The 18,821-nt window shown below is 53.9% G+C and carries 20 protein-coding genes; 7 read left to right on the top strand and 13 right to left on the bottom strand.

Annotated elements, in window-relative coordinates; all coding sequences use genetic code 11:
* The first annotated feature begins 119 nt into the window (after positions 1-119).
* Positions 120-446 carry a DUF485 domain-containing protein gene (locus tag K5Y33_RS16430; RefSeq protein WP_222234558.1) on the top strand — a complete coding sequence of 109 codons (327 nt, stop codon included), beginning with the start codon at positions 120-122 and terminating at the stop codon, positions 444-446.
* Positions 443-2,095 carry a cation/acetate symporter ActP gene (gene actP / locus K5Y33_RS16435; RefSeq protein ID WP_110868165.1) on the top strand — a complete coding sequence of 551 codons (1,653 nt, stop codon included), beginning with the start codon at positions 443-445 and terminating at the stop codon, positions 2,093-2,095. Before K5Y33_RS16430 ends, actP begins: the two co-directional genes overlap by 4 nt.
* Positions 2,096-2,267: 172 nt before the next feature.
* Here the strand turns inward: actP and K5Y33_RS16440 are convergent, their stop codons facing one another.
* The 4 genes from K5Y33_RS16440 to K5Y33_RS16455 all read right to left on the bottom strand — a co-directional run bounded on the left by K5Y33_RS16440 (position 2,268) and on the right by K5Y33_RS16455 (position 4,691).
* Positions 2,268-2,813, bottom strand: coding sequence for a YfaZ family outer membrane protein (locus K5Y33_RS16440; RefSeq protein ID WP_008109987.1), 546 nt, complete (start codon positions 2,811-2,813; stop codon positions 2,268-2,270).
* A 140-nt stretch (positions 2,814-2,953) separates the two neighbouring features.
* Entirely contained in the window at positions 2,954-3,427 is a 474-nt protein-coding gene (locus K5Y33_RS16445; protein ID WP_312462913.1) for a YfaZ family outer membrane protein, read from the bottom strand.
* Between the two features lie 153 nt (positions 3,428-3,580).
* Positions 3,581-4,276, bottom strand: a complete 696-nt coding sequence (locus tag K5Y33_RS16450) for an LrgB family protein (RefSeq protein WP_222234560.1) — start codon at positions 4,274-4,276, stop codon at positions 3,581-3,583.
* Entirely contained in the window at positions 4,269-4,691 is a 423-nt protein-coding gene (locus tag K5Y33_RS16455) for a CidA/LrgA family protein (RefSeq protein ID WP_008109984.1), read from the bottom strand. The genes K5Y33_RS16450 and K5Y33_RS16455 overlap by 8 nt, the downstream gene beginning before the upstream one ends.
* 104 nt (positions 4,692-4,795) lie before the next feature.
* On the opposite strand from K5Y33_RS16455, the gene K5Y33_RS16460 reads away from it, so the two are divergent.
* Complete coding sequence (locus K5Y33_RS16460) at positions 4,796-5,698, top strand: LysR family transcriptional regulator (RefSeq protein ID WP_217550052.1); 903 nt, start codon at positions 4,796-4,798, stop codon at positions 5,696-5,698.
* An 83-nt stretch (positions 5,699-5,781) separates the two neighbouring features.
* Here the strand turns inward: K5Y33_RS16460 and K5Y33_RS16465 are convergent, their stop codons facing one another.
* From K5Y33_RS16465 to soxR, 4 genes are all read right to left on the bottom strand, one after another.
* Positions 5,782-7,431, bottom strand: a complete 1,650-nt coding sequence (locus K5Y33_RS16465; RefSeq protein ID WP_101763047.1) for a Na+/H+ antiporter — start codon at positions 7,429-7,431, stop codon at positions 5,782-5,784.
* A 139-nt stretch (positions 7,432-7,570) separates the two neighbouring features.
* Complete coding sequence (locus K5Y33_RS16470; RefSeq protein WP_101763048.1) at positions 7,571-8,920, bottom strand: NCS2 family permease; 1,350 nt, start codon at positions 8,918-8,920, stop codon at positions 7,571-7,573.
* 259 nt (positions 8,921-9,179) lie between these two features.
* Complete coding sequence (locus K5Y33_RS16475) at positions 9,180-9,845, bottom strand: glutathione S-transferase family protein (protein ID WP_222234561.1); 666 nt, start codon at positions 9,843-9,845, stop codon at positions 9,180-9,182.
* Positions 9,846-9,888: 43 nt separating this feature from the next.
* A complete protein-coding gene (soxR, locus tag K5Y33_RS16480) occupies positions 9,889-10,365 on the bottom strand; it encodes a redox-sensitive transcriptional activator SoxR (protein WP_101763050.1) in 477 nt (158 codons plus the stop codon).
* A gap of 98 nt (positions 10,366-10,463) precedes the next feature.
* Between soxR and soxS the strand changes: the two genes are divergently transcribed.
* Together soxS and K5Y33_RS16490 are read left to right on the top strand one after the other, a co-directional pair.
* Positions 10,464-10,895, top strand: coding sequence for a superoxide response transcriptional regulator SoxS (soxS, locus tag K5Y33_RS16485; protein WP_036649992.1), 432 nt, complete (start codon positions 10,464-10,466; stop codon positions 10,893-10,895).
* A gap of 254 nt (positions 10,896-11,149) precedes the next feature.
* Entirely contained in the window at positions 11,150-11,431 is a 282-nt protein-coding gene (locus tag K5Y33_RS16490; protein WP_008109973.1) for a YjcB family protein, read from the top strand.
* Between the two features lie 55 nt (positions 11,432-11,486).
* Here the strand turns inward: K5Y33_RS16490 and K5Y33_RS16495 are convergent, their stop codons facing one another.
* Together K5Y33_RS16495 and K5Y33_RS16500 are read right to left on the bottom strand one after the other, a co-directional pair.
* Positions 11,487-12,437: an ATP-grasp fold amidoligase family protein gene (locus K5Y33_RS16495; RefSeq protein WP_101763051.1), complete on the bottom strand. Its 951-nt coding sequence runs from the start codon at positions 12,435-12,437 to the stop codon at positions 11,487-11,489.
* Between the two features lie 8 nt (positions 12,438-12,445).
* Positions 12,446-13,702, bottom strand: coding sequence for a polysaccharide biosynthesis C-terminal domain-containing protein (locus tag K5Y33_RS16500; RefSeq protein ID WP_222234563.1), 1,257 nt, complete (start codon positions 13,700-13,702; stop codon positions 12,446-12,448).
* A gap of 526 nt (positions 13,703-14,228) precedes the next feature.
* Between K5Y33_RS16500 and K5Y33_RS16505 the strand changes: the two genes are divergently transcribed.
* Positions 14,229-14,624 carry an IS3 family transposase gene (locus K5Y33_RS16505; RefSeq protein ID WP_008109970.1) on the top strand — a complete coding sequence of 132 codons (396 nt, stop codon included), beginning with the start codon at positions 14,229-14,231 and terminating at the stop codon, positions 14,622-14,624.
* Positions 14,625-15,557: 933 nt separating this feature from the next.
* Here K5Y33_RS16505 and K5Y33_RS16510 read toward each other — a convergent pair.
* Both K5Y33_RS16510 and K5Y33_RS16515 read right to left on the bottom strand, forming a co-directional pair.
* Positions 15,558-16,511 carry a DMT family transporter gene (locus K5Y33_RS16510; protein WP_222234564.1) on the bottom strand — a complete coding sequence of 318 codons (954 nt, stop codon included), beginning with the start codon at positions 16,509-16,511 and terminating at the stop codon, positions 15,558-15,560.
* Between the two features lie 72 nt (positions 16,512-16,583).
* Positions 16,584-17,414, bottom strand: a complete 831-nt coding sequence (locus tag K5Y33_RS16515; protein WP_222234566.1) for an AraC family transcriptional regulator — start codon at positions 17,412-17,414, stop codon at positions 16,584-16,586.
* Positions 17,415-17,535: 121 nt separating this feature from the next.
* Between K5Y33_RS16515 and K5Y33_RS16520 the strand changes: the two genes are divergently transcribed.
* Entirely contained in the window at positions 17,536-18,063 is a 528-nt protein-coding gene (locus K5Y33_RS16520) for an isochorismatase family protein (protein WP_192235999.1), read from the top strand.
* Positions 18,064-18,162: 99 nt separating this feature from the next.
* On the opposite strand, the gene ssb1 is transcribed toward K5Y33_RS16520, so the two are convergent.
* A complete protein-coding gene (gene ssb1 / locus K5Y33_RS16525; RefSeq protein WP_061718369.1) occupies positions 18,163-18,717 on the bottom strand; it encodes a single-stranded DNA-binding protein SSB1 in 555 nt (184 codons plus the stop codon).
* Positions 18,718-18,821: the final 104 nt, after the last annotated feature.

Consider the following 18,821-nt stretch of genomic DNA (forward strand, 5'->3'; position numbering starts at 1 on the left):
TGGCCGCCCTTATATGCCACGTATTTCTGAGTTCGCACAACTTATAAAACTAGAATATTCAGCCAGTTAAATCATTTAATCGTGAGTATGCTGGCCGCCTTGCCTCTGGAGAAAATGTGATGAACGAAACCCCTGAACAGGAAGCAGTCTGGCAACAAGTCGAGAATAATCCGCGCTTTCATGAACTGGTGCACAAGCGCCAGGCGTTCGCGCTGCTGCTCAGCGTGATCATGCTGGTGCTCTATATCGGCTTTATTCTGCTGATCGCTTTTGCGCCCGCCTGGCTCGGTACGCAGCTGCACGCGGGCACTAACGTTACGCGCGGCATTCCGATTGGTGTCGGTTTGATCGTGATGTCATTCGTGCTGACCGGCGTCTACGTGTGGCGCGCCAACGGCGAGTTTGATCGTCTGACCAAACAGATCCTGAGCGAGGTGAAATCATGAAGCGCCTGCTTTCGGTATTTTTAGCCATCGTGCCCGCCAGCGTGTTTGCCGCCGATGCCATTACCGGCGCGGTGCAACGGCAAGCCACCAATTATGAAGCCATCATCATGTTCGTGGTGTTTGTCGCGGCGACGCTCGGCATTACCTATTGGGCCTCGAAACGCACCCGCTCGCGCAGCGATTACTACACTGCAGGCGGCAATATCACCGGTTTCCAGAATGGCCTCGCCATCGCCGGTGACTTTATGTCCGCTGCCTCTTTCCTCGGTATTTCTGCGCTGGTTTACACCTCGGGTTACGACGGGCTGATCTACTCGCTCGGCTTCCTCGTCGGCTGGCCGATGATCCTGTTTTTGATCGCCGAACGTCTGCGTAACCTTGGGCGCTACACCTTCGCCGATGTCGCCTCCTATCGCCTCGCGCAGAAACCGATTCGTACGCTGTCAGCCTGCGGCTCGCTGGTGGTGGTGGCGCTGTATCTGATTGCGCAGATGGTGGGTGCCGGTAAGCTGATCCAGCTGCTGTTCGGCCTTGATTACCATATCGCGGTAGTGATGGTCGGGATTCTGATGGTGCTGTACGTGCTGTTCGGCGGCATGCTGGCGACCACCTGGGTGCAGATCATCAAAGCGGTGCTGCTGCTGTTTGGTGCCAGCTTTATGGCGATTATGGTGATGAAAGCCACCGGCTTCAGCTTCAATACGCTGTTCACCGAAGCGATGGCGGTGCACCCGAAAGGCGCGGCGATTATGCAGCCGGGCGGGCTGGTGAAAGATCCCATCTCGGCGTTGTCATTGGGTCTCGGCTTGATGTTCGGTACCGCCGGTTTGCCGCATATTCTGATGCGTTTCTTCACCGTGGCCGATGCGCGTGAAGCACGTAAAAGCGTGTTCTGGGCCACCGGCTTTATGGGCTACTTCTACTTCCTGACCTTTATTATTGGCTTCGGCGCGATTTTGCTGGTGGGATCGAATCCAGCCTTTAAAGACGCCAGCGGCGCGCTGCTCGGCGGCACCAACATGGCAGCGGTGCATCTGGCGAACGCGGTCGGCGGCAGCCTGTTCCTCGGCTTTATCTCGGCCGTGGCCTTCGCCACCATTCTGGCGGTGGTGGCAGGTCTGACGCTGGCGGGAGCTTCGGCAGTTTCACACGATCTCTATGCCAGCGTGATCCGTGAAGGTAAAGCGACGGAACGCGATGAACTGCGCATCTCGAAGATCACCGTGCTGGTGTTAGGGGTAGTAGCGATTGCGTTAGGGATTCTGTTTGAAAAACAGAACATTGCCTTTATGGTCGGCCTGGCGTTCTCGATTGCCGCCAGCTGTAACTTCCCGATTATTTTGCTGTCGATGTACTGGTCAAAACTGACCACGCGCGGCGCGATGGTGGGCGGTTGGCTGGGACTCGTTACTGCGGTACTGCTGATGATCCTTGGCCCGACGATTTGGGTGCAGGTGCTCGGGCATGAGAAACCGATCTATCCGTATGAGTATCCGGCGCTGTTCTCAATGCTGGCGGCATTTATCGGTATCTGGCTGTTCTCAATTACCGACCATTCTGCACGCGGTGCCCAGGAACGTGCCCGCTTCCGTGGGCAGTTTATTCGCTCACAGACGGGGATTGGGATTTCGCAGGGGAAATCGCATTAAGTCCGTGCTGGCTTTCCCTCACCCTAACCCTCTCCCATAAATGGGAGAGGGAACCGATCGGCGCGTTTTCTCCTTCTCCCGCTTGCGGGAGAAGGCCGGGATGAGGGACTGACCGCACCCAAACAAAAATGGCGACCCATTGGGCCGCCATTTTTCATTCTAATTTAAACAATTAGAAACGCAGTGATGCGCCAACATACGGGCCATCGACCAGTACGTTATCTTTACGGCTACCTTTGTTGTTCAGCTCAATGTACTGATAACCCACACGCAGGTTCAGCAGCGAAATCGGCGTGAAGCTCAGGCCACCTGAGGCTTCCTGGTAGCTATCCAGACGATCGGAGAACGCTTCTGGCGCATAGTAATATTCGCCGTACAGGCCCCACATGCTGTTGAAGCTGTATTGCGCTGCGCCACCGACTGCCACGGTGAAGCCATCACGACCATCTTCCGGATGGGTGAACAGCGCTTTCGCAGTAGGCGCAATGCGGAAATCACCCACGTCGATGTTATAGCCGAGGCCCGCACCGTAGGTGCTGCCATCGTGATCGCTGCGCAGCCAGTTGCCTTTCAGGAACAGGCCCGGTGAAGTGGTGCCGAGGCCAAGGTTCAGGTTGGTGCTATGCTCACCCACGTCAACACTGCCCTCAATTGCCTGTGCGCCGCTGCTCAGCAGTGCCAGACCCAAAACGCTTCCAGTAACAAGTTGCTTTAACATGTGATTCCACTCCATGAAGGACAATTAATTCGGCGGCAAGGGTACCAGCCTGGCGACGAGAGACAACATTATTTGGAAAGCTTTACGTAAAAATGGATTACGGCGGGGAAAAAAGTGGCCCTTAAAGGCCACTTTTCAGATTAGAAGCGCCAGGCTGCGCCGATAAAAAGACCATCAATCGCACGATGGGTTTTATATTCGTGCAAGCCACTGCCGAGATAGCGGTAACCGGAACTCAGCGTTAACCAGTGGGCCGGTTGGTAGTAAACTCCGGCCTCAAACTGATGCAGATGATCCAGCTTATAGGTGCTGAAGTTAGGCGCCATGCTGAAATCGAGATAGAGCCAGGTATGGCGAGCTTGTGGCAGTGGAGCCATCGCGCGTATACCCGCGTTAACGCCGTAGCTGGACGTTTTATCGTGGTTCAATTCAGCCCAGAACAAACCGACGCGCGGCACAATGCGCATAGCGCCTACAGCCACGCCGTAACCCAGATTGGCGTCCAGCAATTCTGACTGATGTTTGGCATTCACGTATTCCACGCCATATTGCAGGCCTGGCGCGGTTTTTTGGCTGTTGATGGCGGCCGCAAAGAAATCACTGCCCCCCTTCACGCCGATTTCCTGAGCAGTTACCCCAGCGGAGGCCAACAGGAGCCCCATTGCAAAATACTGACTTTTCATTTTTCGCTTCCTTATCGTTTAAGCGGGCAAACAATAAGCAAAGCGATCGGGCTGCTGTATGAGCAATGACTCAAAACCAGCGGATTACGATACCCACAGTAAGTGGCTTAACAGCGGCGCGAGAATGACGGTGACGACGCCAGACAGCATCATCACCAGGCTCGACACCACGCCTTCCTGCTGGCCGAGTTGATACGCGCGCGCGGTGCCTGCGCCATGTGATGCAGCACCAAAACCGGCGCCTTTAGCCACGCCCTGCTTGATGGCGAGACGCAGAAACAGCACGTCGCCCACCGCCATACCAAACACACCGGTGATCACCACAAACAGCGCCACCAGATCCGGCTGGCCGCCAATCGGCTGCGCGGCTGCCAGCGCAAACGGCGTGGTGATTGAGCGTACCGCCAGGCTGCGCTGAATGGTTTCCGGTAACGTCAGCCAGCGCGCCAGCCACACCGAACTGCATACCGCCACCAGCGTGGCCGTCAGCACGCCCACGCTCAGCGACAGCCAGTGACGCTTGATGATCTTAAGGTTCTCATACACCGGCACGGCAAATGCCAGCGTCGCCGGGCCAAGCAGCCAAATCAGCCAGTGGCTTTCAGCGATGTAATTTTTCCAGCTGACGTGAGTGAGCAGCAACAGCGCCACCAGCACCAGCGGCGTCAATACCAGCGGCATCAACAGCAGCGTGCGCCAGCGGCGATAAAGAATTTTGTTGAGGTAGTAGACCAGCAGCGTGAACGCCAGACACAGCAGACTAATCAGCAGATCATTCATGATGCGCCTGCTTGCGTGCGGCGCGCGCCAATTCGAAGCGATATAAACGATCAACCACCAGTGACGTCGAAGCCAGCACCAGCAAGGTACTGACGCCGATCACCACGCAGATGCGCCAGCCTTCGCTGCGCAGCAAATCGCTGTAGTTCACTACCGCTACCACCGCTGGAATAAAGAACAGTAGCATTTCTGCCAGCAGCCAGTTGGCGCCAGCTTTCACCCAGCGCAGCGGCACGATGCGCGTCATGATCAACACCAGCAGCAGCACCATGCCCACTACGTTGGCGGGCAGCGGCAGATGCAGCCAGCTCACCAGCCTGTCGCTGAAAATAAACAAACCGACATACAGCACCAGCTGCAGCGGAACAAACGTACGTTGCAGGAGATCCGTTCTGCGCGGACTTAATGCCATCATTGCTTGTTACCTGGATGAAGAATTGAGGTGACCAGTATAAATCCGCCGCAAATTGTGAAAGAAATGAATTAAAATTATTCAAACTATGCCAAAAAGGAATGTTTATGGATGTGCGCGCCCTGCGCTACTTCACTGAAGTGGTACGCCAGCAAAGCTTCACCCGCGCCGCTGAGAAGCTGTTCGTGACACAGCCGACCATCAGCAAAATGCTGCGCCAGCTGGAAGAGGAGCTCGGCTGCACCTTACTGCTGCGCGAGGGCCGCAAACTGCATCTAACGGATAGCGGTCAGGCGGTTTACCAGCGCGGACTGGTGATTCTGCAAGAGTTCCACCAGCTTGAAGCGCAGTTGGGCGATATCAACCAGCTGAAAACCGGCGAGCTGCGGCTGGGTATTCCACCGATGGTCGGCATGCAGATGGCCGGTTCAATCTCCGCCTTTCGCCGCCGTTATCCTGGCGTACAGCTGAAAATATCCGAGTTCGGCGGACTGACGGCGCAGCAAGCGGTACTGAGTGGCGCGCTGGATATCGCCCTCACCGCGCTGCCGATCGAATCCGAACTGCCGCTCAATACGCTGGAGTTAATGCACCATCCGCTGTGCGTGCTGCTGCCGCGCAGTGAACAATGGCGCGATCACCGTAAAGTCGGTTTGGCAGAGTTAGCCGAACATCCGCTGCTGATCCTCAATGAAGAGTTCGCCTTGAATCGCCAGATTCGTAAAGCGTTTCAACGCCAGAACCTGACGCCAACTATTGCGCTGCGCAGCGCGCAGTGGGATTTTCTCGCCGCGATGGTGCAGGCGGGCATGGGGCTGGCGATTCTGCCGGAGCCCATTTGTCAGCGGCTGGATAAGCAGTCGCTGCTGTGGCTGCCACTGGAATCGGAGCTGCAGTGGAGTTTGGGGTTGATTTGGCGGGAAGGCAGTTATCTGTCGCGCAGCGCCGAGGCGTGGATTGAATGTTGCCGTGAACACTGGCCGGATAGTGCGCCACGGCTGTCGATGTGAAAACAACCGCAGCACATTAGCGTAGCGGCGCAATTTATTGTGCAATGAATTGCGCCGCTACCGATGAACAATATGGCTTGCCTCTATTCCTCTTTCTCAATCAGCAGCGCTTCCAGCAGATCAAGATCGTGCAGCAGTTTCTGCATTGTCTCGTTGGAGATCTCCTGCGTGGCGCGCAGATGATAGACCTCGGCACGTTCGGCACGCAGCGCATTGAGGCGGAAACGACGCTCGAGATTTTCGGCAAATTGCGCCTGCTCGATATCGTTTTTCCCCTCCGCGCGACGACGCAGATTACCAATCACGCGCAGGCTGACCTCTTTCAGCAGCTCAGGATCGATGTTCTCTTCGGTGTCGCTCTCAAGACGCTGCTCCATTTTATGCAGGCTCTCAATCGCCACACCCGCCATCGCGGCACGCGCAAACTGAATCTCACGACGATGGCCGACCTTATCGATGCTTTCTACATCGCGCAGCAGAATCGGCAGCAGCACCACGCCAACCAGCAGCGACACAAGAATCACGCCGGTAGCGATGAACACCAACTCATAGCGCGCCGGGAACGGATCGCCATTGCTCAGGAACAGCGGAATCGACAGCACACCGGCCAAGGTAATGGCACCGCGCACGCCGGCAAAAGAGGCAATCAGCAATTCACGCAGCGAGTAATTGGTAAACTCCAGCGGCTTCTTCTTCAGCAGACGCATGCTGGTGCGCTTCATGATCCACAACCAACCGAAACGCACCACCATCAGCGCGGCGTACACCAACAGAACGTCGGTAAACAGCATCCACAGTTCCACGTTAGGATCGGCTTGCGCCTGCGCAATCGAGGTGGAAAGGATGTCGGGCAGCTGCAGGCCGAGCATCAGGAACACCATGCCGTTGAACACGAACTCCAGCATCTGCCACACGCTGTTCGCGCGCAGACGCATCGCCAGCGGTGCCTGGCGGATAATGCCGGAACGCGTAATGGTCATACCGGCGGCGACGGCGGCGAGAATGCCCGACACGCCAAGGTGTTCCGCAATCAGGTACGAGGCGAACGGTAACAGCAGCAGCAGCACGGTTTGTGTTGCCGGGTCATCCCCGCTCCAGCGGCTCAGCAGACGCAGCGAGCGGCCATACAGCCAGCATATCGCCACACCAGCGACCAAACCGCCGACCGCCACTTTGAGAAACTCAACGCTGGCGCCGCCCCACGTAAACACCATGGTGCCCATCGCCACCGCGACGGCAAACTTCAGCGATACCAGGCCCGACGCGTCGTTCATCAGGGCTTCGCCCTGCACAATCGACATAATTTTTTTCGGGATGCGTCCTTCACCGACAATGCCGGATAGCGCCACGGCATCGGTTGGCGAAAGCACCGCCGCCAGCGCGAAGGCGGGAATCAGCGGAATCCCTGGCACCAGCCAGTAGATCAGGTAGCCAATCCCGACCACCGTGATCAGCACCAGAACCAGCGCCAGCCCCATGATTTCGCGACCGTGATGCAGGAACTCGTTTATCGGCGTTTTCCAGCCATCCGCAAACAGCAGCGGCGGAATGAACAGCACGAGGAACAGTTCCGGATCAAAATCGACATGCAGGCCGAAGACGGGAAATGCGAGCAGTGCACCGGCGGCAATTTGCACCAGCGGCAGGGGAATTTGAAACGGCAGAATACGTGCCGCCACGCTGGAGAGTGAAACCACCAGCGTCATGATGAGAATAGTAAAGAAGATTTCCATGCTTTCCTTAGGCGAATCAATTTCATTAAAGCGATGTTGTTGCGTGGGAAAGTGTAAAACAAAACGCCGCACAGCGGAGCAACCCGATGTGCGGCGTGATGCAGAAAGCGAATAATCCTGGAATTATTCAACTTTCAGGTCAGATGGCCCAGCCACCGGCATAGAACGCGACCAGCGCGACAGCAATCACCACGGTGCCCACGTTCAGCTTGCGCCACTCACCGGCAAACAGGCGTCCAATCACCAGTGAAGCGAAGCCGAGCATGATGCCGGTGACGATGTTGCAGGTCAGCACGATGAACACGGCGGTCAGCAAGCCGGACATCGCATCAACGAAATCGTTGAAGTCGATTTTTGCCACGTTACTCAGCATCAGCAAGCCAACGTACATCAGCGCCGGCGCGGTCGCGTAAGCCGGAACCAGATAGGCCAGCGGCGACATAAACAGGATCACCAGAAACAGCAAACCCACCACAATCGCCGTCAGACCGGTTTTACCACCCGCCGCCGTGCCCGCCGCCGATTCGATATAGACCGCAGCTGGCGAAGCGCCGACCAAGCCGGCAAACAGGCTGCTGACGGAATCGGTGGTTAACGCACGACCGCCGTTGATGATCTGCCCCTCTTTATCCAGCAGATTGGCCTGCCCCGCGACCGCGCGGATGGTACCGGTGGCATCAAAGACGGCGGTCATCACCAGCGCCAGCACGCTTGGCAACACCACCGGTTGCAGCGCACCCATGATATCGAGGCTAAACATCGCTGATTGCCCGTTAGCATCCTTCAGGCTCGGCATGGCAAACAGACCTTGATAGGTCACCGCCGGATCGAAAATCAGGCCGAGAATCGAGATGGCGATGATGGTCAGCAGAATGCCGCCCGGCACACGGCGTTTTTCCAGACCAAAAATCGCCGCCAGTCCCACCAGCGACATGATCACCGGGAACGAAGCGAATTGACCCAACGCCACCGGCAAGCCCGGAGCCGGATTTTTCACCACTAAACCAATGCCGTCAGCGGCGATCAGCAACAGGAACAAGCCGATACCTACGCCGGTGCCATGCGCCACGCCCATTGGTAAGTTGCGCAGAATCCATGCGCGGATGCCGGTAACCGAAATCAGCGTGAACAGCAAGCCCATCAGGAACACCGCACCAAGCGCCACCGGCACGCTAATGTGCTGGCCGAGCACCAGGCTGAACGCGGTGAAGGCGGTCAGCGAGATGGCGCAACCAATCGCCATCGGCAGATTGGCCCACAAACCCATGATGATCGATCCAAAACTGGCGACCAGACAGGTAGCGACGAACACCGCCGTTGGCGAGAAGCCCGCTTTGCCCAGCATGCCGGGCACCACGATGACGGAGTACACCATCGCCAGAAACGTTGTCAGACCCGCCAATACTTCCTGACGCACGCTGCTGCCGCGTGCAGAGATATTGAACCAGGCGTCCAGTTTTCCACTGGCCGGGCGCGATTCGCCAGACATAATTCTTCCTCAATTTTTTTGTGATGTGAGTCGCCGCGCGGCGCACGTTTGCCGTTCCCTGATGGCGGTTTTTCATGATGAAAATCCAGGCAAACGTTTACGTCGCCGCGTATTCCAGGCCGTAAAGGGGGACGCGGAGAAAAGGCAAACGATTATCTGGCGTTTGCCCTGGGGTTTTCAACTCTTAATCACGGGTATGACAGGATAAATCCAGGCAACTCACCCCGCAGGGCCACCAATTATGGCGGCCTGGCTGAACTCAGCGGCTTAATTCAATCGCGCCGCCCTGCTGGATCGCCCGCTGCCAGGCCGCGCGCTGCTGCATGGTTTCCAGCCAGCGGACGGTGGCGGGCGTATCGCTCAGGGAACCACGCAGTTGCAGCGCCAGAAGCGGGAAGCTCATCTGCACATCGGCGATGCTAAAACGTGAACCGGCAAAAAACGCATGCTGCGTGAGATGCTCTTCAATTACCCGACCATGTAGAGCCAGCTGTTTATTCAGCCAGGCTTTCTGAATCCCTTTGCTCAGGGCGATGCCGGCCGGGCGCAGCAGCCATGGCACCGGCTTTTTGCCAAACTGCGCAAACAGCAGTTTCATTACCAGTAATGGCATCAGCGAACCTTCAGCGTAATGCAGCCAGTAACGCGCCTGAATCTGCTCATCTTCATGACTCAACGTCAGCTGATGCTCGCTGTCGTACTTCAGTTGCAGGTATTCGAGAATCGCGCCTGACTCGGCAATCACGCGATTACCGTCGGTGATCACCGGGGATTTGCCCAGCGGATGCACTTTCTTTAAGGAATCGGGTGCCAGCAGGCTGTTTTCACGCTGATAGCGTTTGATTTGGTAAGGCACCGCGAGCTCTTCCAGTAGCCATAACACGCGATGCGAACGGGAGTTTTCCAGATGGTGAACGGTGATCATACGGTTTCCTTGCCGGTAAAAGTGTTCCGCCAAGTATAGTCGATCAGCGTTTTTGCTCGTCCTGTTCCGGATCGAGTAGCACCGCGCCCGAACCTTGCTCGCCCAGCCGGTCACCGGGATTGCGCAGCGGGCAATCGCGCATCGATAAACAGCCGCAGCCAATGCAGCCATCAAGATCGTTACGTAAGCGTGTGAGGGTTTCGATGCGTTTATCCAGCTCCTCGCGCCAGTGCTGCGTCAGCGCGTCCCACTCTTGCGTCGACATCCGTTTATTAGCCGGCACATGCGTCAGGCTGTCGCTCACCGTCGCCAGCGGAATGCCAATGCGTTGTGCAATTTTGATGATGGCAACGCGACGCAGCACGTCACGGCTGTAGCGACGTTGGTTGCCGCCGTTGCGCGAGCTACAGATCAATCCTTTGGTCTCATAGAAGTGCAGCGCCGACACCGCTACGCCGCTGCGCTTCGCCACTTCACCCGGCGTCAAAACCGGCTTCGGGTAATTGCGTTCTTTTTTCATTTAGGGCCTTTACCTCAAGTTAACTTGAGGAATTATACTCGCACCCCAGCAAAACTTCGAATTTCTTACCAGGCAAAAAACATCAGAAGGATGAGGCTATGATGCAACAGGAAATCATTCATTCGCTGTCCAACTGGATCGATCAGAATCTGGATAAAGCGCTGTCAATTGATGAAGTCGCGGCAAAATCAGGTTACTCAAAATGGCATCTGCAGCGTATGTTCCGTGCCGTCACGAAACAAACGCTGGGTGGCTATATTCGCGAACGTCGTCTGACCCTGGCCGCTGAAGCGCTGCGTCAAACCCAGCGTCCGGTGTTCGATATCGCGATGCAATACGGTTACGATTCGCAGCAGACGTTCTCGCGCGTGTTCCGCCGTCAGTTCTCGCAAACGCCAACCGCTTATCGTCATACCATGCGTCGCCAGGCGATGATTCAGCGTCCGCGCTTGCTCAGTTTTGACTGTGCAGACAACAACATGACTAGTTTTGCCCAGCGTACCACCGGCGAGTGCTGCCCGGTTAGCTAACCCTCTCTGCGCGCCCCTTGCGGGCGCACCTCGCTTTGCCTGCCTGTTTTTTTCCTCAGTTCGATAAAAATCTTTCTACCTGACCCGGTATAAATTTTGTTCAAAATTTAAAATCGAGTGATATAATGTGAGCCAAGTCACACTTTCCCGTATTCAGTAAGACGGCCAGAAGGACTTCCCTGACCTTCCTTCTCAGCCGCCAGTGATGTCGATTGAATGTCGGGGATATCACTGATTCTAAGAGGTTTTTGCAGATGGCCACCCTAACCACCAGTTTGATTGTAATGCGCTGGGAACTCCTGAGTGCGGTAATGATGTTTTTCGCCAGCACCATGAAAATTCGACTGCGTCAGAACAGTCACCACGTGATGGCGCTGCTGTGCGGTGGCATCGGCGTTGGCATGTCATGCTGGTTTGTTACTGGCCTACTCGGTATCACGCTGAGCATGGAGAATTTGCATAACTTTATGGAAATCTCCAAAAACGCCTTTATCGAAGTGATGAGCCAGACGCCAACCGATTGGCCAATGCCTTAATCGCCGCCAATAAAAAACCCCGCCGAAGCGGGGTTTTTTATTTTGCTGTGTGATTCTAAATTTTCTTCAATACGGCCGGAATGGTCACTTCCGCCACCGTGATGCCCGGTATCTTCGTACCGCGACGATCCTGAATCCACATATCACCCATCATTTGATTTAGCCCGCGATCCAGACCGGTCACCAAACCCGCGCCCGGCGTGAAGGTTAATTCGCCGAAGTAGATCTGCTCGTTATCGATGTACCAATCCACGCGCACATAATCGAAATCGCTCGCCAGCTTTTTACTCAACGCCAACGCGTGCTGCAACGAGGCCATTTGCGGCGTCACATCCAGGCCGGTATCACGAATTTTGTGATACGCCTCGTTGAGGTTGTTGACGTAGAAGTTCATCGACAACAGCGGATTGCAGCGGTTGTAGATCACCTGCAGCACATACTCAAAGCTGCCGTCGCGCTTGTTGAACATATGGAACTTGTAGTCAATCGGTGCCGATTTACCATCGCCAATGTACTGCTCCACCAGAATGCGTGGCTTGATGTAGCGATAGTGAATCTCGCGCGCTTCGTTGGCGAAATCGGTCTTCAGCCAGCGATGGCAATCGTTGATAATCTGCTGCTTCTTCAACGCATCCGGCTCTTCCAGCAGGATCTCCACCATGTTGGAGGCGTGATTCGGCTTGATAACGGTATTTTTCCAGCTCGGCAGCGTGTGCAATGAGCTGGGATCGCTGGTCTCGTAAACCAGCGGGATCAGGTATTCGCTGCCCACTTTCTCGGCGATATATTCACGCACCGAATATTTGTCCGACAGACGACCATAAATCTGATAATCGCCATGGATGAATTTGCGATACAGCACCTTCTCGTTAAACACTTTCGGCTCGCGCAGATTAGGCAATTTGCGGAACTTGTGAAAATAGTAGATACGATCCTGGTATGCCCAGGGCATCTTCTTGATGAAGTACTGAACGCTTCTTCTGAGTTCATCTTTCAACTTGAGCATATCTGACCTCATTTGTAGGTTTTGTAGTTGAGTGAGGAAACCTGGATTTTTTGGATGACGCCGTTTTTGAAGAAGTAATTCATTACGGTAAGAGACAGCAATTCTGAGATGAAAACGCTCCATGCGGCACCCATGATGCCGTAGCTCTGGATCAGCCACCACGACAGAGGCAAGCTGATGACCATCAGGCAAACGATTTTCTTCAACAGATAATTAAACCCGCCTTCTTTGACCATGTAGCGATACGCTACGGTCCCCATCGCCGAAAAGCAGGTTGCTAACGACAACAACGTAATGAGACTTCCTGACTGTGTGTACTCGTGACCATATAAAGCGATGATGATTTTTTCGCCGTACATCGCGATCACCGCTAACAACAACAATGAAACACCCATGACATAACCATTAAGCCGTGCTGTCAGCTTGATGGCGGTTTCTCCACGCTCACGGAAGATTTCCGAAAAGCAGGAAGTGATGATGGCGACCGGGATAAAAATCCAGGAGGCCGAAATGGTATTGGCGGCGGCGAACAAACCAAGATCGCGCGCTGAGGCGATGCCTGCCAGGAACATCTGTGCCGCTTTCACCTGCACCGAGATAAAGATGCTGGAGATGGCCAGCGGCAATCCGGCGTACAGCAAATAGCGCAGATAGGTGTTGCGCTTATCCTGCGGCGGCGCCACATCCTGATTTTCGCGATAAAAGTTAAAACGCTTAATGACGTACGGCACCAACGTGACGGCGACAATTGAAACGGTCAGCCATAGCGGATTGAGGTGCAGCCAGGCAATGGCGAAACTTAAGCTGAAGCCCAGCAGCAATCCGACAGAGTTGGCGATGGTATTCAGCCGCGACGCTAAGCGCGCATTGTTGTAGACACTGAAGGTGTCCTGCGTCACGAAAACCGAAGAGATAAATGAGGCCAGTGCAAAAGCGAGGAAGTTTTCCTGCATGTTGTACCAGACCCAAATCAAGACGGGCAGCGATGTGATCAACAGCAAAACCATGCGCATGTTGCGCGCTACGGTCATCAGGCGTAGCCCTTTCGGTGCACTCTTACTGATACGTTTAAACAGAATGGTTTCCGTACCGAAAATCGCCACGGTCTGCACCATGGAAAACAGTGAGGTAGAAAACGCCATTTGGCCAAAGATGGTTGGACCAAAGGATTTTGCCACGTAGGAGGTCACAAATATGACGCCGAACACGGAGACGATCTTTTCAGACATCATCCAGGCGGCATTCGACATTACGCTCAATTTCATTGACTGATCCTTAGTATTACGAACTACAACAACTTTCGGTACAACGTCCTTGAAATGAATTAACAAGCGCTCAGTGGGCCTGACTTAATTTATTAACTTCAAACCAAACTGGTCCGAAAAATGAGACTCGCGTCAGCAATTAGGAATTATATTCAGGAAAATTCCGATTATATCCGGTGCGAAACTCGGTGGATGTAAACGATTTCAGCCTAAATTCTAAGCAAAAGTTTACTGGCATACCCTGACATTTCTGCAAGTGGTTTATGCCGATTTTCCAATGAATGTAGTATTTTTCTGCATTTGGGATGGAGAGAATTTATATCAAAAACCTAAAGCCAGGAAGGCGTTCAATGCCATTCGGAATAAAATAAGATTTATCCCATGATGATATTTCTTCTAAATATCTTAATTTAACCCTCGCAATTCAAATCGCGCACTTTAATACTGCATTAATAGTGTTTTTGCAGTGCCAGATATTAATACAGTAATTCTCATCCACTAATTGATAAGAAAGGTAATAGCATTTATGAGAAAGTCACGATATAGCGAAGAGCAAATCACAAATGCCATTAAAGCTTCTGAAACGGGAGTGAAAGTCAGGGAGATTTGTGAGGAGCTTGGCATTTCCGAGGCCACTTTCTATAGCTGGAAGAAGAAGTTTTCTGGGCTCTCTTCCGAAGAAGGTAGAAAAATCAAGGAGCTGGAAGATCAGCTACTTAACCTCACGCGTGAGCTGCAATCACTGAGTTCCGATAAAGAGATGCTGCAAAGCGTATTGAAAAACTTCTTCACCACCAATGAAAAGCGTCAGGCGGTTAACTTTCTGCAAACGACATTCGACATAGGTACCCGTCGTAGCTGCCGTTTACTGGATATTAGCCGTAGCGTTTATCATTATCCTGCAGGTACAGATAATCGCTAATACCATTAAGGCCGATGTTATTTGACCTAATGCTGAGATTTGTTCTTACCAGAAGATATGAAGATCATTTAATACGGCGTTCACAACATAACAATTCGCACCAATTTTTCCTGATGAATACCATCGCGGAATTGCTTCCTTTTTTGCGGTAAAATAGATTCACATCAGCAAAAGTCTCTCTATTCAAGCCATTCTAACGAAGTCCAATCTCATTTCGGTGAGATTGGCGCTTCGATTATTACTTTACCAACATTAATCATCAGTCCTGAATGCGGATAGTTCTGTTAAGCATTAATGAACAACCGCGTGTAACCGCTCACACACAACCTCTGTTTTCATCTGGATCTGTTCTGAGATCGATTCGTCAATCGTTTGAAACGCGTAGACCATAACTCCCTCTTCTGTTGCCAGGAATAATCCTGATAACAAAGGTTACCTGCCCTAAACAATAACGGCCAAAAAGCGGGAAATAAGTTAAATTCCTGCACCCTATTCATCGCTACGCTTAATGGTTTTTTGCCAAAGGTTAATGGAATCTTTCTTAACATCTCTCGATTCCCTTAAGCAAAAAGTGGTTTTCAAGTGCCAATCTTCAGTGCCAAATGGCAATAAACGGTAGGTTAGATGCATGTTTTTGCGCGTTAATGCGTCGGTTTTTTCCGCTTTAGGGCCTGCGATAGCCAGGAAGATCGGAGATTCGTGAAGGTTCAGGAAGCCTCAATACGGTTAAACACTCATGCGCCGGATGAAACGGTATGACTTTTTATGACAAATCAGCGCTAAAAAGAGGGCTGCAATTAGCCAAAATGTTATATCGATGGCCAGGTGAGTGCCTGAATGGGCGAAGAGGCGAGTGAAAAGGGTTAGTCAAATTCTTAAAATACAGCGTAGTACGCTGCCAAAAGATTTTTCAGCAGCGCTGATTTTGATGACCTATACCGCAGTGATGCGCGGCTCGGGTTTGATACGCATCGCGTAGATCACGCCAATAATCAAACAACCAATGCCAAGCGCGGTTAGCAGCGGCGGCCAGCTTTGTCGCCACAGGAATGTCCACAGCAATCCGGCTAAGGTTTCGAACACAATCAGCGGCCCCATGATCACCGTCGGCACCCGTTGGCTGGCCGCATTCCAGCAGAGCGTGCCCAACCATGAGCAAATCAGCCCGATACCTAACATCAATAATAGAAAGCGTTGCGGTTGCGGCCCGAATGGCAGCGCAAATGCAGGTTGCTGCCAGTGAAGCTGCACGCAGACTAATAGATAGAACACTATTGCCAGCGGCAGCGTCACCAAACCTTGTGCCGTCGCCCAGCTGGATGGCTTGTGCTGGGGATGCGCGCGTAACCATAAACCATTACGCAGCGGATACCATGTCCAGCATGCCACCGCCAGAACCGCTAACCCTAAACCGGTGAGATAGCGCGTCCAATCAAAATCGGGGCCTTGCGTCTGGAGTTCGGCGGCATTCACGCAAGCCAGGCCCACAGCAATAATCAGCAACGCTGGCGTCAATTTACGCCACGGCAAGCGCCCTTCAAGATGGCCATAACAGAGATTGGCCGTCACGGTAATCACCACCGGCAAGGTGCCGATAATCATGGTAGAAATGGGCGCGCCTGTGCGTTGAATCGCGCTAGCGAGAAACGCGTAATAGAGCAAATTGCCAATCAGCGACAGTTTCAGCGCTTCAATCCAGTCTTTGCGCGCCAGCTGACGCAAACGACGGCGATCCAGCCAGGCAAGCGGCAACACCACCAAACCAAAGGCGACGTAGCGCCCGGCCGATTGCAAGGTGCCGGGATAATCCGGTATTAACAGCGGGCCCACAAAGATCAATCCCCACATCAGTCCCGCCGCCAGCGCAAACAGTATTCCAGCAAACATAAACTCTTCCTTTATATGCATTCCGCTGCAGTGTGACGCAGGTGGAGGCTAAAGGCTTGTAGCAGATTGCGGTTAGCGTGAAGGGAACACTTGTTTTTGATAGCGGCCCGGCGTGATGCCGTAGCGATGCGCGAAGGCGCGGGTGAGATGAGCCTGATCGGTAAGACCAACCGATGCCGCGACGGTTGCCGCACTGTCGCCGCGTGCCAACTGCTGTTTTGCTGCGAACAGACGAAAAGCCATCAGCATTTGATGCGGCGTGACGTGGAAGTGTTGTTTAAAACTGCGCAGGAAATGCCACGGCGATAGTGATGCCAGCGCAGCAAGTTCTTCGAGGCGCACCGGTTCGGCGAGATTTTCACGTAAATAGTCTCTTACCGCATCGAAGCGATGTGCACCTTCGACAGGTCGTTGCTGTCCCTGACGCGCCAGCGGACGCATTAACTCCAGCAGTTCGAGCAAAATGCTTTCACGCTCCAGCGGGGTTTCCGCCTGCCACATCTGCGCCAGCAATTGAGAAAACGGCTGCGCCAGACGCGCATCGGTGCGCAGAGCGTCGGTGAACCACCAATGACGATCGCCGGTCAGACGATCCATCTCCTGCGGATCGATATAGATCATGCGATAACGCCAGCCTTCGTCGCAGGCAGATTCACCGGTGTGCAGCTCGTCAGGATTCATCATCACCAGCGAATGCTGCGGCGCGGTGTAATTGGCGCCGCGATAGCGAAAGCGCTGGGCGCCGGATTCGATAGTGCCGATGCCAAAGGCTTCATGGGTATGCGGTTCAAAAGCGTAGCGGGAGATGTGCGCCTGATACAGCTCGATGCCCGGCAGCTCAGCGAAATGCTGAAACTGCGCACGATCTTGCTCACAAGGAAAGATTTCAGGAACCACCTTCACGACACACCTCCGGGAAAAATCGCTTATAAGCATGCGCGGCAGTGGCGATAAATGCAAAGCGGATTTGCTTTACCTCGTTGCGAGTTCACCGGACACTGTCAAAACTTAACAGGAGATCAAAATGGCTAATCGTGTAGTTGTGGTAGTGGATATGCAAAACGGCGTGCTGGCATCGCCGCGTTTTGATCGTGCCGGACGCTGCGAGCGGATCAATCAGTTAACCGCTGCGGCCGATCAGGTGATCTTCATCCAGCACGTTGGGCCAGGTTTAGAGGTCAATTCAGCAGGCTGGGCCATCGTCCCCGAGTTGCAGCAGCCGGCCAACGCCATCTTTGTCAATAAAACCGCCTGCGACAGTTTCTGGCAAACCGATCTCGCCGCTCAACTCGACCAACGCGGTATTAAAAGCTTCGTTATTTGCGGCTGCGCGACTGATTACTGTGTCGATACCACCATCAAAGTCGGCGCCAGCCTCGGCTATCACATCACCGTCGCCGCCGATGCGCATACCACCGCCGACCGCACCTATGTTTCCGCACAACAGCAAATTAATCAGCACAACGAAGTGTGGGCCGATTTGATTATGCCGGGCAACCCGGTGCTGGTACGTGAGACGGAAGCGTTATTGCGGGAATGGCGACCGCATTAAGGCTGCACCTTGTTTGGCTTGAGAAAAAAAATGCCACTCCTCGCGGAATGGCATTTCTGGATTCGACAACGTCCGGACTGAGATAGCTCAGGCGAGTTATCAGAACGGAATATCGTCGTCAAAATCCATTGGCGGTTCGTTGTTAGCAGGCGCGCTCTGCTGCTGTGGACGCTGCTGCGCACCGCCGCTGAACTGGTTGCCACCGCCCTGCGGCTGCTGTTGTGGCTGCTGTGGCTGGCCCCAACCGTTGTTATTGCCGCCGCCCTGGCCGCCCGCCGGTGCGCCACCTGCGTTCGCGCCCTGCTGACGTCCGCCCAGCATCTGCATGGTGCCGCCAACGTTAACCACCACTTCAGTGGTGTATTTTTCCTGGCCGGCTTGATCGGTCCATTTGCGGGTACGCAGCTGACCTTCGATGTAAACCTGAGAACCTTTACGCAGGTATTCGCCAGCCACTTCCGCCAGCTTGCCGAACAGCACAACGCGGTGCCATTCCGTGATCTCTTTGTTTTCACCGGTTGTCTTATCGCGCCAGCTTTCTGACGTGGCCAGCGTAATGTTGGCTACCGCGCCACCATTTGGCATGTAGCGCACTTCCGGATCCTGACCCAGATTCCCGACTAGAATCACTTTGTTTACGCCACGACTGGCCATGTTGCTGTCTCCCGATGAGTTGATGCTAAAAGTCTAAGCGAAAAATTGTATCACGTCACATTGGCGTGTGCCCACTTTAGAGCGGGATTCCAAAATTTATCGGC

The organism is Pantoea sp. DY-17 (assembly GCF_019795975.1).
Classification (GTDB): Bacteria; Pseudomonadota; Gammaproteobacteria; order Enterobacterales; family Enterobacteriaceae; genus Pantoea; species Pantoea leporis.

Coding starts and splice junctions, on each gene's coding strand:
- K5Y33_RS16470 (WP_101763048.1), bottom strand. CDS start 8,920: ATGTCTGGCGAATCGCGCCCGGCCAGTGGAAAACTGGACGCCTGGTTC.
- K5Y33_RS16460 (WP_217550052.1), top strand. CDS start 4,796: ATGGATGTGCGCGCCCTGCGCTACTTCACTGAAGTGGTACGCCAGCAA.
- K5Y33_RS16465 (WP_101763047.1), bottom strand. CDS start 7,431: ATGGAAATCTTCTTTACTATTCTCATCATGACGCTGGTGGTTTCACTC.
- K5Y33_RS16490 (WP_008109973.1), top strand. CDS start 11,150: ATGGCCACCCTAACCACCAGTTTGATTGTAATGCGCTGGGAACTCCTG.
- K5Y33_RS16505 (WP_008109970.1), top strand. CDS start 14,229: ATGAGAAAGTCACGATATAGCGAAGAGCAAATCACAAATGCCATTAAA.
- K5Y33_RS16495 (WP_101763051.1), bottom strand. CDS start 12,437: ATGCTCAAGTTGAAAGATGAACTCAGAAGAAGCGTTCAGTACTTCATC.
- soxS (WP_036649992.1), top strand. CDS start 10,464: ATGATGCAACAGGAAATCATTCATTCGCTGTCCAACTGGATCGATCAG.
- K5Y33_RS16475 (WP_222234561.1), bottom strand. CDS start 9,845: ATGATCACCGTTCACCATCTGGAAAACTCCCGTTCGCATCGCGTGTTA.
- soxR (WP_101763050.1), bottom strand. CDS start 10,365: ATGAAAAAAGAACGCAATTACCCGAAGCCGGTTTTGACGCCGGGTGAA.
- K5Y33_RS16520 (WP_192235999.1), top strand. CDS start 17,536: ATGGCTAATCGTGTAGTTGTGGTAGTGGATATGCAAAACGGCGTGCTG.
- K5Y33_RS16510 (WP_222234564.1), bottom strand. CDS start 16,511: ATGTTTGCTGGAATACTGTTTGCGCTGGCGGCGGGACTGATGTGGGGA.
- K5Y33_RS16430 (WP_222234558.1), top strand. CDS start 120: ATGAACGAAACCCCTGAACAGGAAGCAGTCTGGCAACAAGTCGAGAAT.
- K5Y33_RS16450 (WP_222234560.1), bottom strand. CDS start 4,276: ATGAATGATCTGCTGATTAGTCTGCTGTGTCTGGCGTTCACGCTGCTG.
- K5Y33_RS16440 (WP_008109987.1), bottom strand. CDS start 2,813: ATGTTAAAGCAACTTGTTACTGGAAGCGTTTTGGGTCTGGCACTGCTG.
- actP (WP_110868165.1), top strand. CDS start 443: ATGAAGCGCCTGCTTTCGGTATTTTTAGCCATCGTGCCCGCCAGCGTG.
- ssb1 (WP_061718369.1), bottom strand. CDS start 18,717: ATGGCCAGTCGTGGCGTAAACAAAGTGATTCTAGTCGGGAATCTGGGT.
- K5Y33_RS16455 (WP_008109984.1), bottom strand. CDS start 4,691: ATGATGGCATTAAGTCCGCGCAGAACGGATCTCCTGCAACGTACGTTT.
- K5Y33_RS16500 (WP_222234563.1), bottom strand. CDS start 13,702: ATGAAATTGAGCGTAATGTCGAATGCCGCCTGGATGATGTCTGAAAAG.